Origin of the sequence: Rahnella perminowiae, from assembly GCF_019049755.1 — a bacterium.
GTDB classification, from domain to species: domain Bacteria; phylum Pseudomonadota; class Gammaproteobacteria; order Enterobacterales; family Enterobacteriaceae; genus Rahnella; species Rahnella perminowiae.
Map to the genome: position 1 here is coordinate 1 of NZ_JAFMOS010000619.1, position 13,706 is coordinate 13,706.

At 53.9% G+C, this 13,706-nt stretch carries 13 protein-coding genes; 12 read left to right on the plus strand and 1 reads right to left on the minus strand.

Annotated features, from left to right (window positions below):
- The first annotated feature begins 68 nt into the window (after positions 1–68).
- From csy1 to cas6f, 4 genes are read left to right on the plus strand one after another with little or no spacing between them, the layout of a single operon-like run.
- Positions 69–1,406 carry a type I-F CRISPR-associated protein Csy1 gene (gene csy1, locus J1785_RS21020; RefSeq protein ID WP_217220543.1) on the plus strand — a complete coding sequence of 446 codons (1,338 nt, stop codon included), beginning with the start codon at positions 69–71 and terminating at the stop codon, positions 1,404–1,406.
- The gene (csy2, locus tag J1785_RS21025) at positions 1,403–2,356 is read left to right on the plus strand and encodes a type I-F CRISPR-associated protein Csy2 (RefSeq protein ID WP_217220546.1); all 954 of its coding nucleotides are present in this window, start codon (positions 1,403–1,405) and stop codon (positions 2,354–2,356) included. The genes csy1 and csy2 overlap by 4 nt, the downstream gene beginning before the upstream one ends.
- A gap of 22 nt (positions 2,357–2,378) precedes the next feature.
- On the plus strand, positions 2,379–3,398 hold the full coding sequence (gene csy3 / locus J1785_RS21030; RefSeq protein ID WP_217158151.1) for a type I-F CRISPR-associated protein Csy3: 1,020 nt from the start codon (positions 2,379–2,381) through the stop codon (positions 3,396–3,398).
- A gap of 8 nt (positions 3,399–3,406) precedes the next feature.
- Positions 3,407–3,961 (plus strand): type I-F CRISPR-associated endoribonuclease Cas6/Csy4, encoded by a 555-nt coding sequence (gene cas6f, locus J1785_RS21035; RefSeq protein ID WP_217220549.1) that lies wholly within the window; start codon positions 3,407–3,409, stop codon positions 3,959–3,961.
- Positions 3,962–4,002: 41 nt separating this feature from the next.
- Here cas6f and J1785_RS21040 read toward each other — a convergent pair whose 3' ends face one another.
- Complete coding sequence (locus J1785_RS21040; protein WP_129952745.1) at positions 4,003–5,016, minus strand: helix-turn-helix domain-containing protein; 1,014 nt, start codon at positions 5,014–5,016, stop codon at positions 4,003–4,005.
- 114 nt (positions 5,017–5,130) lie between these two features.
- Here J1785_RS21040 and J1785_RS21045 point away from each other — a divergent pair, with 114 nt between their 5' ends.
- The 8 genes from J1785_RS21045 (at position 5,131) to cheY (ending at position 13,706) form a co-directional block, all read left to right on the plus strand.
- Positions 5,131–6,606, plus strand: coding sequence for an MFS transporter (locus tag J1785_RS21045; protein WP_129952746.1), 1,476 nt, complete (start codon positions 5,131–5,133; stop codon positions 6,604–6,606).
- Between the two features lie 198 nt (positions 6,607–6,804).
- Positions 6,805–7,101, plus strand: a complete 297-nt coding sequence (locus J1785_RS21050) for a hypothetical protein (RefSeq protein WP_217220552.1) — start codon at positions 6,805–6,807, stop codon at positions 7,099–7,101.
- 8 nt (positions 7,102–7,109) lie between these two features.
- The gene (locus tag J1785_RS21055) at positions 7,110–7,703 is read left to right on the plus strand and encodes a hypothetical protein (protein ID WP_129952747.1); all 594 of its coding nucleotides are present in this window, start codon (positions 7,110–7,112) and stop codon (positions 7,701–7,703) included.
- 99 nt (positions 7,704–7,802) lie between these two features.
- Positions 7,803–9,497: a methyl-accepting chemotaxis protein gene (locus J1785_RS21060; protein WP_217220554.1), complete on the plus strand. Its 1,695-nt coding sequence runs from the start codon at positions 7,803–7,805 to the stop codon at positions 9,495–9,497.
- Positions 9,498–9,618: 121 nt separating this feature from the next.
- Positions 9,619–11,286, plus strand: a complete 1,668-nt coding sequence (locus J1785_RS21065; RefSeq protein ID WP_217220556.1) for a methyl-accepting chemotaxis protein — start codon at positions 9,619–9,621, stop codon at positions 11,284–11,286.
- A gap of 62 nt (positions 11,287–11,348) precedes the next feature.
- Positions 11,349–12,221 (plus strand): protein-glutamate O-methyltransferase CheR, encoded by an 873-nt coding sequence (cheR, locus tag J1785_RS21070; protein WP_129952750.1) that lies wholly within the window; start codon positions 11,349–11,351, stop codon positions 12,219–12,221.
- Positions 12,221–13,270 carry a protein-glutamate methylesterase/protein-glutamine glutaminase gene (locus J1785_RS21075; protein ID WP_129952751.1) on the plus strand — a complete coding sequence of 350 codons (1,050 nt, stop codon included), beginning with the start codon at positions 12,221–12,223 and terminating at the stop codon, positions 13,268–13,270. The genes cheR and J1785_RS21075 overlap by 1 nt, the downstream gene beginning before the upstream one ends.
- A gap of 46 nt (positions 13,271–13,316) precedes the next feature.
- Positions 13,317–13,706, plus strand: coding sequence for a chemotaxis response regulator CheY (gene cheY / locus J1785_RS21080; RefSeq protein ID WP_095922326.1), 390 nt, complete (start codon positions 13,317–13,319; stop codon positions 13,704–13,706).

The window sequence follows — 13,706 nt, forward strand, 5'->3', positions numbered from 1 at the left end:
GATAAATAACTAATATATTCGTAAGCAATGCTTTTGCCGGTTGTTAATTAAATTTAAAGGGAAGAGAAATGGAAGGAAATAACTTATGTAAGTTCATTGTTTCTTACATTCACGACCGCTATCAGCTCAAGCTGGATGCATTCAACAAAGCCGCCGACAAACAATTGTCCGCTGCCAGCGCGGAAGAGCAAGCCGGGCTTGAGCAGCAGCTTTTTGAACAACGCCGCGAACTGGAAAAGAAATATGACGTCCGCACCTGGCTGACCGATGCGGCCGCGCGTGCGGGGCAAATCAGTCTGGTGACACATGCGGTAAAATATTTTCATGGTGATGCTAAAGGCAGCAGTGTGTACAGCACGGTAACAGGCACTGAAACGGCTTATCTGTCCACGGCGACGTTGTATTCACCTGCCGTTGATGCCGTCGGCAACTCCGCTGCGCTGGACGTGGCAAAATTGCTGCAAACCGTGCATGAAGGCGATTCATTACTGGCTTGCCTCAAACGCGGTGATTTCTCGGCGCTGAGGGCATTAGCGGAAAATGAGGCCCAGTCAGAGCAATGGATCAGCGGTTTTATGCAGGCGCTGTCGGATAAAACACTCTCGACGCACCAGCTCGCTAAACAGCTTTATTTCCCGGTTTCTGATAAAGGCGATTACCATCTGCTCAGCCCGCTTTATTCATCTTCACTGGCGCATGCCTTATACCAGCGCATCAGCTATTCCCGTTACAGTGATGGATCCGTAACCGCCCGTAAAGCACGCCGCGAAGGGCACTGGCATCCTGAAGCCGTTCAGTATTTTCCTGATCTCGCGGTACAAAATATGGGAGGCACCAAGCCACAAAATATCTCCTATCTGAACAGTGCGCGTGGCGGTAAAAATCACCTTCTGCGTTGTGCCCCGCCGCAGTGGCAGCAATCCCTTAAGCCGCCTGTTTCGCATAAAAATTTTCTGGCGGCGGTTTCTCCCAAAATAACGCGTGTTGTCTCTGACCTGCGTCGTTATCTGCACAGTATTTCTGAGCGCGACAACAATATGGAAATCCGCCAGCAGCGTGCTGAATACGTGGATGAACTGATCGGTATGATCTTCAGCTATGCCGCCGAAATTCAGTCACTGACAAACCTTCAGGGCTGGAGCCAACAAGAAGACTGCATTCTGAAAGCGGCGCACCAGCTCTGGCTTGATCCGTTGCGTCAGCATACTGATCCTGATTTTAAACTGCGGCGCGAAGGCGGCGAATGGGTCACCGAGATTGCTGAGGATTTTGCCCACTGGCTGAATACCCGACTGAATAAGGACGAAAAACTGAATATGGGTGCGGTCGAATTCCGCGAATGGGCGAGGCTAATGCGTAGCCGTCTGCGGGAATTTGAGGTGGCTCAGCAGGAGAACTGGCAATGAGTTATCTGATTGTTCTGCCTCATGTACAGGTCGAAAATGCCAATGCCATTTCCGGCCTGACCTACGGTTTTCCGGCGATCACCCATTTTCTGGGGTTTACCCATGCGCTTTCACGCCAGGTTCAGCAGAGCCACGGGCTGCAATTTACCGGCTGCGGTGTCGTGTGCCACCGGCAACAGATTCAGGCTTATCAGGCCAGCGAACGGGGCGACCATTATTTTGCGCTGACGCGTATCCCGCTGACAAAAGAAGCGAAAACTGCACCTTTCAATGAAGAAGGGCGGATGCACATGACCGTCACGCTTTTTATAGAATGTGAAGGCAGCATTGCCCATGGCGATGCCGGGGCCAGGGAACTGGAACAACATCTGCAATGGCTTTGTGTTACTCAGCGGCTGGCGGGCGGCACGGTGATCTCAATGAAACCGGTACGGGTGATGGCGCTGCCGCAAAACGGCGATGAATTGCAACATATCACCCGCCGCGAAATGTACCGCGCATTGCCGGGTTTCGCGCTGGTTGACCGTTCTGAACTGCTGGCGCAGCATTTTGCCGGACGGCAGGCGCAGGATCCGCAGGCGGAAATGATCGACGCCTGGCTGGATTTCGCCAGTATCACTTACCGTGCCGGATCGCACGATGATGGCTCCGTTGAATGGGAATATCAGCCGAAACCCGCGAAAGGTTATCTGGTGCCGCTGATGGTGGGGTTCACCCCGATTTCACCGTTATATGCGCCCGGTGAGGTGGCAAAAACCCGCGATACATCAACGCCGTTCCGTTTTGTCGAAGCGGCCTATGGCGTCGGCGAATGGCGCAGCCCGCATCGCATCACTGATATTCATCAGCTTCTCTGGCGATACCCCGTAAGCAGCGAAAACTACCTCTGCAGCCATGCTAAACCGCTGCAGGAAGCCGACTTAACTGAACAAGAACATTCCGATTTTTAATCATTGAAACAAGGAAAGCACAATGACCAAAACCACCGTAAAAACCGCGTCTGTCCTGGCTTTTGAACGCAAACTGGCAAACTCGGACGCACAGATGTTCGCCGGTAACTGGCAGGACTGTAAAGATACGCAGACATGGCAGCCGGTCGAAATCCAGGAAAAAGCCGTACGCGGCACCATTTCCAACCGCATGAAAAATGCCGCTTCCACCGATCCGACAAAACTCGATGCTGAGATTCAGAAACCCAACCTGCAACGTGTAGACGTCGCGGCGCTGCCGTTTGATACGGATACCCTGAAGCTCCGCTTTACCCTGCGCGTACTCGGCAACCTTTCTTCCCCGTCAGTGTGTAACGATCAGGATTATCAGGCCGCTCTCGCGGCAGTGATTGATGGTTATCGCACTGAACATGGCTTTGGCACGCTGGCGGCCCGTTATGCGGAAAACCTTGCTAACGGGCGTTTCCTCTGGCGTAACCGGATTGGCGCGCAAGGCATTGCCGTTCATGTTACGCATAATACGCAGTGCTGGGAATTTGAGGCGGACGAATTCAACCTGCGTCAGTTCAGCCAGCCAACCGGTGATCTGGCTGAACTGGCGGCTGTCATTGAGGAGGGGCTGAGTGGTAAGGAGGCTGTGCTGCTGACCGTGGAGGCCTTTGCCCGTCTGGGCGCAGGCCAGGAAGTTTTCCCTTCTCAGGAACTGGTCCTGGACTCAAGCCGTGACAGTAAAAAAAGTAAAATCCTTTATCAGGCAGGGGGCATTGCGGCATTGCATTCACAAAAAATCGGCAATGCGCTGCGCACGATTGATGACTGGTATCCGGATGCCGAAGTGGAAGAACTCGGTCCGATCGCCGTCGAGCCTTACGGATCCGTGACCAGCAAGGGTAAAGCTTATCGCCAGCCAAAACAGAAAATGGACTTCTACACGCTGCTGGATAACTGGGTGACGAAAGATAAAAAGCCGGACACGGAGCAACAGCATTACGTTATCGCCACGCTGATACGCGGCGGCGTTTTCGGTGAGAAAGGGGAGTAAAGGCCAGCATGGAAAGTTATCAGGAAATTCGCGTTCTGCCCGACCCGGAATTTGGCACCGAACTGCTGATGGCTGCGCTGTTTGCCAAATTGCATCGCGCGCTGGGGCAATATGCTGCCGGGAAAATAGGCATCAGTTTTCCGCATTACGGTCAGAAACCCGGGGATATCATCCGCCTGCACAGCAATGCCGGTACGCTGACAGCGTTCGGTCAGACTCAGTGGCTGAAGGGGCTGCGTGATCAGGTTGATGTCAGTGAAATCCGCGATGTCCCGCCCGGTACGCAACACTGCTGTTTCAGCCGTGTACAGGTTAAAAGCAATCCGGAAAGGCTGCGCCGTCGGTCGGTTAAAAAAGGCTGGCTGAGTGAAGAGGAAGCGCTTCAACGCATCCCCGACAGCAAAGCGCAGGTCACGGCACTGCCTTTTATTCAGGTAAAAAGCCTCTCGACCGGTGAAGTGTTCAGACTGTTTATCCGGCGTGGGGTATTGCAGCCTGAACCTGTTCAAGGGGAATTTGGGGCATACGGGCTGAGTGCAGTGGCAACAGTGCCGTGGTTTTGAGGCGATGGCCAGGGGCAGGCCCAACGTTGCGGGCCCCCCGTTCATCCCGGCAGACTTCTTTCGGCTGATTCCTTGCGCCACATTGTCGGTGTCATCCCAAGCCGCTGGCGGAAGTGATGGCGCAGGGTTTCGGGTGATCCAAAACCGGCCTGTTCGGCGACGCGGTCAATGCTTAATGTGCCGTTTTCCAGCAGCGCGCAGGCTTTTTCCAGCCGCACGTTCAGCATCCATTCGCCCGGTGTGGTACCGGTAGCATCATGGAAACGGCGCAGAAAGGTGCGGCGGCTCATTCCGGCTTGCGCGGCGAGCTGATCAATCACCAGCGGCGTATTAAGGTGGCCGCGTAAGTCATCGAGCAACGGGGCGAGCGTTTTTGTCTGTTGCCGCGGTACCGGTTGGCGGATCAACTGAGCCTGATTGCCTTCGCGCAGGGGCGGAGTCACCATGCGGCGCGCCGTACGGTTAGCGACTTCAATACCATAATCACGACGGATCAGATGCAGACACACATCGACCCCCGCAGCCCCTCCGGCAGAAGTAATGATGTTGCCTTCATCGACATAAATCATGCCATGCTCCACCTGCACGTCAGGGAATTTCTTCGCCAGTGCATCGGTGCTGTTCCAGTGCGCCGTCGCCCGTTTACCGTCCAGCAAACCCGCAGCGGCCAGCACGAAACTTCCTGCGCAGATCGACACAATTCGTGTCCCGTTATGGTGAGCCTTTTGCAGTGCAGCCATCAGCCGGTCAGAAGCCGGTTCATGTATGCTTCGCCAGCCGGGGATGACAATTGTGCCGGCGTCTTCCAGCAGTTCCAGCCCGCCGTCCACCATCAGCCGCACGCCGCCTTGTGCGCCGAAAGTTCCTTCTTCGACCGATGCGACGGATAACGCGTACAACGGTTCGCCGGTAAGTTCATCGGCACGTCCAAAGGCTTCGACGGCAATCCCGAACTCGAAAGTGCACAGACACTCATAAGCCAGCAATACCAGTCGCCGGTTGGGCGCAGCGGGATAACGCGGAGAACACATCAGTGGCAGATCAACTTTTTGCATAACAGGATAACCATCAGGTTGGCATAATCTTGACGATACATGGCACACAGGCAGATTTCTACTCTGCCGCCAATCTTCCATGCTAAGCCTCTCTTATCCCCGCAGGATTTAAGCATGAAAAACACACTCGCCCTGATGGCCGTTTGTCTGGCCGCCCTGATGTCGGGGCTGGAAATTTCCAGTGTCCCCGTCTTATCACCGGTACTCGAACGGGAACTGCATACCAGCTTCCGCGAGCTTCAGTGGATCATGAACGCTTATACGCTCGCCTGCACCACGGTACTGATGGCGATCGGTACGCTGGCAGACCGGTATGGTCGTAAGCGTGTTTTTATCATCAGTATTGCTGCGTTCGGACTGACCTCGCTGATGTGTGGTCTCGCGGGAAGCGCACAATGGCTTATCGCAGGCCGTTTTCTTCAGGGACTGAGCGGCGGTGCCATGCTGACCTGTCTGATTGCCATTCTTTCAACGCAGTTTCCGCAAGGGAAAGCGCGCAGTCAGGCGTTTGCCGCCTGGGGAATTACGTTTGGTTTCGGATTAGGCTTCGGCCCGATCATCGGCGGCTCGCTGGTCGCCTGGCTGAGCTGGCGATGGGTGTTTCTGGTTCACGTGTTTATCGCCGTCCTGACCCTGATACTGGCGCTGAAAAACGTGATGGAATCCCGTGATGAACAGGCTAAAAAACTGGATCTTGGCGGTCTGATAACCCTTTCGGTGACAGTTATGGGTGCGACCTTTCTCATTACTCAGGGCGGCAGCCTGGGCTGGAGCAGCGTCACAGCCGGTGTTGTTTTGCTGGCAACTGCCGTCAGCGCGGTCATGTTCATCCGGATTGAAAAATACCATCCACATCCGATGTTTGATTTTTCGGTCTTCCGCGTCCGGGCATTTTCTGGTGCGCTGATGGGATCGGTCGGGATGAATTTCAGCTTCTGGCCGTTGATGATTTACCTGCCCGTGTATTATCAGGGCGCGCTGGGTTATGGCAGTGTCGCCACCGGCACCGCATTGCTGGCTTATACGTTACCCACGTTGCTGATGCCGCCGCTCGGTGAAAAACTGACGGCACGTTTTGGCGCGTCACGCGTGATCCCGCTGGGATTATTCACCCTGGGCGCAGGGTTTATGCTGATGCAAATCGCGGTCCTTCATCACCTGAGCTTATTGCCGGGCGCGTTGCTGGCAGGTATCGCGCTGGGGCTGACCAATACGCCTGTCACCAATACCACAACCGGCTCCGTTGCGCCAAACCGTGCGGGAATGGCCTCGGGCATTGATATCAGTGCCCGGCTGATTACGCTGACGATTAACATTGCGTTGATGGGAATCCTGCTTGTGACGGGAATTACCGCCAGCCTGAAAGAATTAATGCCTGCTGAAAGGGATCTCTCTTTGCTGGCAGAGCGTATCGCAGGCGGATCAGTCATTGAAACCCTGCAAAGCGGGCAGGTTGCGCAGGCGCTGACGCAAGGATTCGCCGGTATTCTGATCTATGGCGCGGCTGGCGTCTGGGTACTGGCGCTCCTCAGTTATTGGCTTTTTAACGACAAGGGGCGGCGTAAAACAGTGACTTGCGAGCCGTCCTGAGTTTACAAATCAGCGTTGCATATCATGCAGCGCATTTTTGCGTGATGCCTTCCATTTGCCTGAAAAATAATCACTTTCTCTGTGCATCTTCTGACTGAATATGGCGTGATAGCCCTGCGGGACGGGGCTTCACGGAAAGAGTCGTGATGCAAAATGATAATTTGATTAAGTACGACAACTGGCGTACATTGAGGCCTCATGAGTTTCAGAGAGATCAAATGGAAGGTGATTGAATGTTTGAAGAATGGAAATATTGAATTTGAGGCAAGACGCGGGATTCAGCTTAAGAATTTGTTAAGTACGGGTGACATCTCGCCCTTTGAAGTGGCTGCCTTAATCGGCAGGGCATCCGGAGATAATTATCAGGTTCGCCTCTACCATTTTGACAGCAGTATTGATGTCCACATCATCACCGTCAGTAGTGCCGGAGTACCCTGGTACATCAAGTGGTATTTTACAGAGCCCACCAGTGTTTTTATCAGCGTTCATCATTAAGGAAGAATATGATTATTTATAAAGTCGGGGACGAGAAAAAGGCGATGTGTGGCGTCTGTGAGGCTTTTCGCATTGTCAGCTATCAGCTGCGCGATGTGCCGTTTGATGACGGCAGCGGTATGGTGAAAAATATCATCGCGGGAGTGTGTAAAACCTGTGACAGCGTTGCGGTGATCCCTTATCAGTCAGTGCCTGCCATTAAAAAGCAGTTGCAGAGACAACGCAAAGCCGTGGAAACCCGTGTGCCTGCGCACATGATTGATCTGTTAAATATGGCGAGTGCAGAGTTGGGGGCAACCCCTGATTTTGTGCCTTTACTGCTGAAGTATTACATTCATCAACTGGCATCAAACCCGGAAGCCGCCCTGCATCTGGTGACCTTGCTGACGTCAGAGCTGGCGACCGGTCTGGCTAATAAGCGGCTTTCCCTGAAAGGGCGGGAAATCGGTAATGATATTGAAAAGCTCAAAACCCTTTCCCAAATCGATAACACCACAGAATTACTTAAAGGTGTGGTGCTGATGATTCATCACGACCTTCTGATCAATCCGGATGCCCAACGCATCGCAGTGTTAAAGAGTTTTGTCGCCACCGTCGCCTGATATCCTTCCCCCCCGAAAAAATCCGATCCCGATCACATAAAGTTCCTGTTTCCCCTGCCGATAACTGTTCCAGATAATTCTCATTTGAAAAGGAACAACATGTTTAACCGTATGAAAGTGGTCACGGGCATCGTGATCTTACTGGTGGTCTTCGGTGCTTTACAGTTGGTATCCGGCGGCCTGTTCTTTAAATCGTTAAAGACAGACAAAGATAATTTCACCACTTCTCAGCAAATCCGTTTACAGCAGGCAGAGTTTAATGCCAGCTGGATTTATCTCCTGCAAACCCGTAACACCCTCAACCGCGCGGGTATCCGTTTTATGCTCGACGCAAACCAGATGGGCAGCGGTGCAACGGTCAAAGAACTGACGGATACCGCGACCAAAGATCTGCAAATCGCTGAGCAGCACTTTGCCAGTTATCAAAAAATCCCGGTCGATGCCAGCCAGAATCCGCAATTTGCCGCCGATGCCAAAAAGCAATATCAGGTGCTGCATGATGCGCTTTCGGAACTGATTGAGCTTATTGGTCTGGGGCGTATTAATGACTTCTTCGAACAACCGACGCAGCAGTATCAGGACAACTTCGAAAAAGCGTTCGTCGCCTATATCGATCAGAACGACCGTTTGTATAACGACGCGGTGAAGGTCAGTGAGAACTCCTTCACGCATGCCCTGTGGATGCTGGGCACTGTGTTGATTGTGCTGGCAATTTTCATCCTGCTTGCCTGGATTGGCGTGCAACGCATCCTGATCCATCCGCTGAAAAATATCGTCGATACCATACGTAAAATTGCAACCGGTGATCTGACGCACGAAATAGTCGTGAAAAGCCGTAATGAAATCGGCCAGCTTGCCGATAGTCTCAAGTACATGCAGGACGAACTGATCCGCACGGTCTCTGGCGTACGTCACGGTGCTGATGCCATTTACAGCGGCGCAAGCGAAATCTCCGCAGGCAACAGCGATTTATCGTCACGTACGGAACAGCAGGCGTCTGCGCTGGAAGAAACCGCTGCCAGCATGGAACAGCTGACCGCGACCGTGAAACAGAACGCGGAAAACGCCCGTCAGGCCAGCCAGCTGGCACTGAGCGCGTCCGAAACCGCACAGAAGGGCGGGAAAGTGGTGGCAAACGTGGTCGATACCATGAATGACATCGCCAGCAGCTCGAAAAAGATCACTGACATTACCGGTGTGATCGACGGGATTGCTTTCCAGACCAACATTCTGGCGTTAAACGCCGCCGTTGAAGCGGCGCGTGCGGGCGAGCAGGGCCGCGGATTTGCGGTTGTGGCCGGTGAAGTCCGTACCCTGGCGCAGCGCAGCGCGCAGGCAGCAAAAGAAATTAAAGGGCTGATTGATGATTCTGTCAGCCGCATTAATACCGGTTCAGTGCTGGCGGAAAGTGCCGGCGAAACCATGCATGACATGGTGAATGCCGTCACCCGTGTGACTGACATTATGGGCGAAATCACCTCGGCATCCGATGAACAAAGCCGAGGGATTGAGCAGGTCGCACAGGCTATCACTGAAATGGATCGGGTGACGCAGCAGAACGCTTCACTGGTTGAAGAGTCCGCGTCCGCTTCGGCGGCGCTGGAAGAGCAGGCGAGCCTGCTGACGCAATCAGTGGCCGTGTTTACGCTGAGTCAGACCACAAATAACAACGTGCGCCAGAACCCGGCCTCTTCGTCAAGGCTGCCTCTGTTGACTCCGAACCTGTCAGGTTCTAAGGCCGGTAACGGTGGAGCGCAGGGGACAGATTTAACCGAAAACTGGGAAACTTTCTAAGTACGTATATGACATCGCAACCCGAAATAATCAGGTTTGCCGTTAACGCAAATGCAGACCTGAGTATGCAGGGTATAAGAATAAAGGTGCCGGTCTGGGCTGGCACCTAATGAGGTTATCCATGTTTAAGCACATCCGTGTGTCCACCTGCATGTTTCTGTTATTGATAGTGTTCTTTGTTATGCAACTGGTTAACAGCGGGTTATCGCTGCACGCCGCCCACACGGATAAATTGAATTTTGAGCAGATATCCAACACCGCTGAACAGCGTGATGCGCTCAGCCAGTCCTGGTCCTATCTGTTGCAGACCCGTAATACCCTTAACCGCGCGGCAACGCGTCTGGCGCTGAAACAGCCCCAGGAAAATATCACTCAGCTGATGTCAGATGCCAAAGCCAGCCTGAAAAAAGCAGAAGAGGCTTACGCTGCGTTTCTGGCTCTGCCACGCAGAACAGAAAAAGCCGTTGCGCTGACCGCCGTGAACAAAGCGAGCTATCAGCAACTGCACGATATGTTGCAGACACTGACTGATCTGCTGTCCGCCGGCGACATGAATGGTTTTCTGAACGGTCCGGCGCAAAAGTACCAGGATCAGTTCCAGAAAGATGTGGGTGATTACACCGATTACGTCGGCGCCCGCTTCCGTGAAGCGCAAATGCAAACGGCGGCGTCTTACCAGAATGTCATGATCAACACCTCCGTCGTACTGGTGCTGCTGATTGCCCTGACGGCACTGGCGCTGGTTGTGACCCGCCGCATTTTGTTTACACCGCTGACCATTATGCGCGGACATTTCGACCGCATCGGAGCCGGTGATATTTCATCCCCCATCATGGCGCAAGGGCGGTACGAAATTAAAGTCATGCTGGAAAGCCTGCAACAGATGCAAACGTCGCTGGCAGAAACCGTGCGTACCGTGCGTCATGGCGCGGACACCATGTTCTCCGGCCTGAAAGGGATTGCGGCGGGCAACACCGATTTGTCTTCACGCACTGAACAGCAGGCGTCGGCGCTGGAAGAAACCGCAGCGAGCATGGAACAGCTGACCGCGACCGTGAAACAGAATGCCGAAAATGCCCGGCAGGCCACGCAGCTGGCGCGTGATGCGTCGAATACGGCTGAAAAGGGCGGTGAACTGACCAGCAATGTGGTGAAAACCATGAATGACATCGCTGGCAGTTCGAAGAAAATCAGTGCGATCACCAGCGTCATTGATGGCATTGCATTCCAGACCAACATACTGGCCCTGAACGCCGCAGTCGAAGCGGCACGTGCCGGTGAACAGGGGCGTGGGTTTGCGGTCGTGGCCGGCGAGGTGCGGAGTCTGGCACAGCGCAGCGCACAGGCGGCGAAAGAAATTAAAGCGCTGATAGATGAATCTGTCAGCCGCGTAAGTCAGGGTTCCCAACTGGTGGAATCTGCCGGAAATACCATGGATGACATTGTTCGGGCTGTTACCCGCGTCACCGACATTATGGGTGAAATCGCTTCGGCGTCTGATGAACAAAGTCGCGGTATCGAACAGGTATCGATTGCCGTAACTCAAATGGATCAGGTGACACAGCAAAACGCCACACTGGTTCAGCAGGCCGCTTCTTCCACACATGCGCTGGAAATCGAGTCTGAAAATCTGACCCGTGCGGTATCAGTATTCCGACTGTCCTCCGCGGACAGTGCCTTACGCCGCAGCGGACAGGCTCAGGGCTTTACGCCCCGCCAGGTGGCACAGCCTGCGTTACTTCCGGCCACCGCACGTGCGGCATCGGCAGATAACTGGGAAACCTTCTGACATCGGATGAAGAGTGAATTGGGTACCCGTTACACCACCTGTCCATTTAATGGAGCTGCACCATGAATCAACCAGGCTCGCCAATGAGTGCTGATAACACCTCGATCATGGCACAGATGATCCAGCGTTTACCGCTGTCTGATACCCATTTCCGCCGGATCAGCGAGCTGATTTATCAGCGCGCGGGTATTGTGCTGGCGGATCACAAACGCGAAATGGTCTACAACCGCCTGGTACGGCGGTTGCGGATACTCGGGCTGAATGATTTCACCAGCTATATGGCACTGCTGGAAAACGACAGCAACAGCCCGGAATGGCAGGCGTTTATCAACGCACTGACCACCAATCTGACGGCATTTTTCCGCGAAGCGCATCACTTCCCGATCCTGGCGGAACATGCCCGTTCGCGTCCGAATAATTACAGCGTCTGGAGTACGGCGGCCTCAACGGGCGAAGAACCGTATTCCATCGCCATGACGCTGAGTGAAGCGCTGGGGCCGAAAATGGCAAGCTGCCGTATTCAGGCCAGTGATATTGACACGCAGGTGCTGGAAAAAGCCACCGCCGGGGTTTACCGCCTCGAAGAGCTGCGAACCCTCAGCCCGCAGCAGTTACAGAAATTTTTCCTCAAAGGCACAGGCCCGCACAGCGGCCTGGTGCGTGTGCGCCCTGAACTGGCGCAGATGGTGGCTTTCCAGCAGCTGAATCTGCTGGCAAACCAGTGGCAGCTTAACGGTCCGTTTGATGCAATTTTCTGCCGCAATGTGATGATTTATTTCGATAAAGAAACGCAGGAGAAAATTTTACGCCGATTTGTTCCGTTACTTAAACCGGGGGGCCTGATGTTTGCCGGACACTCCGAAAACTTCAGCCAAATCAGCCGGGAATTTTATTTGCGCGGTCAGACTGTCTATGGCCTCGCCAAGGAGAGGTAATGAATAAAATCAGAGTGTTGAGCGTCGATGACTCGGCGTTAATGCGTCAGCTGATGACTGAAATCATCAACAGCCATCCGGATATGGAAATGGTGGCGACCGCCCCCGATCCGCTGGTGGCGCGTGATCTCATTAAAAAATTCAACCCGGACGTGCTGACGCTGGATGTTGAAATGCCGCGCATGGACGGCCTGGATTTCCTGGAAAAGCTGATGCGTCTGCGTCCGATGCCGGTGGTAATGGTGTCTTCACTGACCGGTAAAGGCTCGGAAATTACCTTGCGTGCACTGGAACTTGGCGCGATTGACTTTGTGACCAAACCGCAACTGGGGATCCGCGAAGGCATGCTGGCCTACAGCGAGATGATTGCCGATAAAATCCGTACCGCCTCCAAAGCGCGTCTGAACAAAAGCGTCAATCTTGATCAGCCGCGCATTCTCAGCCATACACCGCTGCTGAGCAGTGAAAAGCTGATTGCCATCGGCTCATCGACGGGCGGTACAGAAGCTATCCGTCACGTGCTGCAGCCGCTGCCGCCGACCTGTCCGGCGCTGATGATCACTCAGCATATGCCACCGGGTTTCACCCGTTCTTTCGCCGATCGTCTGAACAAGTTATGTCAGATTACGGTGAAAGAAGCCGAAGACGGTGAACGTGTTCTGCCGGGCCATGCCTATATCGCACCCGGTGACAGACACATGGAACTGGCGCGCAGTGGTGCCAACTATCAGGTTAAGTTGAACGACGGTCCGGCGGTGAACCGCCATCGTCCGTCGGTCGACGTTTTATTCCGTTCGGTGGCGCAGTTTGCCGGACGCAATGCCGTCGGGGTGATCCTGACGGGAATGGGCAATGACGGCGCCGCCGGCATGCTTGAGATGCACCGCGCCGGGGCTTACACCCTTGCACAAAACGAAGCCAGTTGTGTGGTATTTGGTATGCCTCGTGAGGCTATCGCCACGGGTGGCGTAAACGAAGTGGTGGATCTGAGCCAAATCAGCCAGCGGATGCTGGCGCAAATATCAGCCGGTCAGGCATTACGTATTTAATTTTTCAGCCTTGTGCTGGGTAGCAAACCTTAGGAGTAGATAAAACATGGCCGATCCAAATCTGAGATTTCTGGTAGTAGACGATTTCTCTACCATGCGTCGTATCGTGCGCAACCTGCTAAAAGAGCTGGGCTTCAACAATGTTGAAGAAGCGGAAGACGGTGTTGATGCACTGAACAAACTGCGCGCCGGGGGTTTTGACTTTGTGGTATCCGACTGGAACATGCCCAACATGGACGGTCTGGATTTGCTGAAAACCATCCGTGCTGACGGTGCGCTGTCCAAACTGCCGGTGCTGATGGTGACCGCAGAAGCGAAGAAAGAAAACATCGTTGCCGCCGCACAGGCCGGGGCCAGTGGTTATGTGGTTAAACCCTTTACCGCCGCCACGCTGGAAGAAAAACTGGGCAAAATCTTCGAAAAACTGGGCATGTAG

Excerpts from the sequence above, each read along its gene's own strand:
- csy2 (WP_217220546.1), top strand. The coding sequence starts at position 1,403 with ATGAGTTATCTGATTGTTCTGCCTCATGTACAGGTCGAAAATGCCAAT.
- J1785_RS21075 (WP_129952751.1), top strand. The coding sequence starts at position 12,221 with ATGAATAAAATCAGAGTGTTGAGCGTCGATGACTCGGCGTTAATGCGT.
- J1785_RS21055 (WP_129952747.1), top strand. The coding sequence starts at position 7,110 with ATGATTATTTATAAAGTCGGGGACGAGAAAAAGGCGATGTGTGGCGTC.
- cas6f (WP_217220549.1), top strand. The coding sequence starts at position 3,407 with ATGGAAAGTTATCAGGAAATTCGCGTTCTGCCCGACCCGGAATTTGGC.
- J1785_RS21045 (WP_129952746.1), top strand. The coding sequence starts at position 5,131 with ATGAAAAACACACTCGCCCTGATGGCCGTTTGTCTGGCCGCCCTGATG.
- J1785_RS21060 (WP_217220554.1), top strand. The coding sequence starts at position 7,803 with ATGTTTAACCGTATGAAAGTGGTCACGGGCATCGTGATCTTACTGGTG.
- cheR (WP_129952750.1), top strand. The coding sequence starts at position 11,349 with ATGAATCAACCAGGCTCGCCAATGAGTGCTGATAACACCTCGATCATG.
- J1785_RS21050 (WP_217220552.1), top strand. The coding sequence starts at position 6,805 with ATGAGTTTCAGAGAGATCAAATGGAAGGTGATTGAATGTTTGAAGAAT.
- csy3 (WP_217158151.1), top strand. The coding sequence starts at position 2,379 with ATGACCAAAACCACCGTAAAAACCGCGTCTGTCCTGGCTTTTGAACGC.
- csy1 (WP_217220543.1), top strand. The coding sequence starts at position 69 with ATGGAAGGAAATAACTTATGTAAGTTCATTGTTTCTTACATTCACGAC.
- cheY (WP_095922326.1), top strand. The coding sequence starts at position 13,317 with ATGGCCGATCCAAATCTGAGATTTCTGGTAGTAGACGATTTCTCTACC.
- J1785_RS21065 (WP_217220556.1), top strand. The coding sequence starts at position 9,619 with ATGTTTAAGCACATCCGTGTGTCCACCTGCATGTTTCTGTTATTGATA.
- J1785_RS21040 (WP_129952745.1), bottom strand. The coding sequence starts at position 5,016 with ATGCAAAAAGTTGATCTGCCACTGATGTGTTCTCCGCGTTATCCCGCT.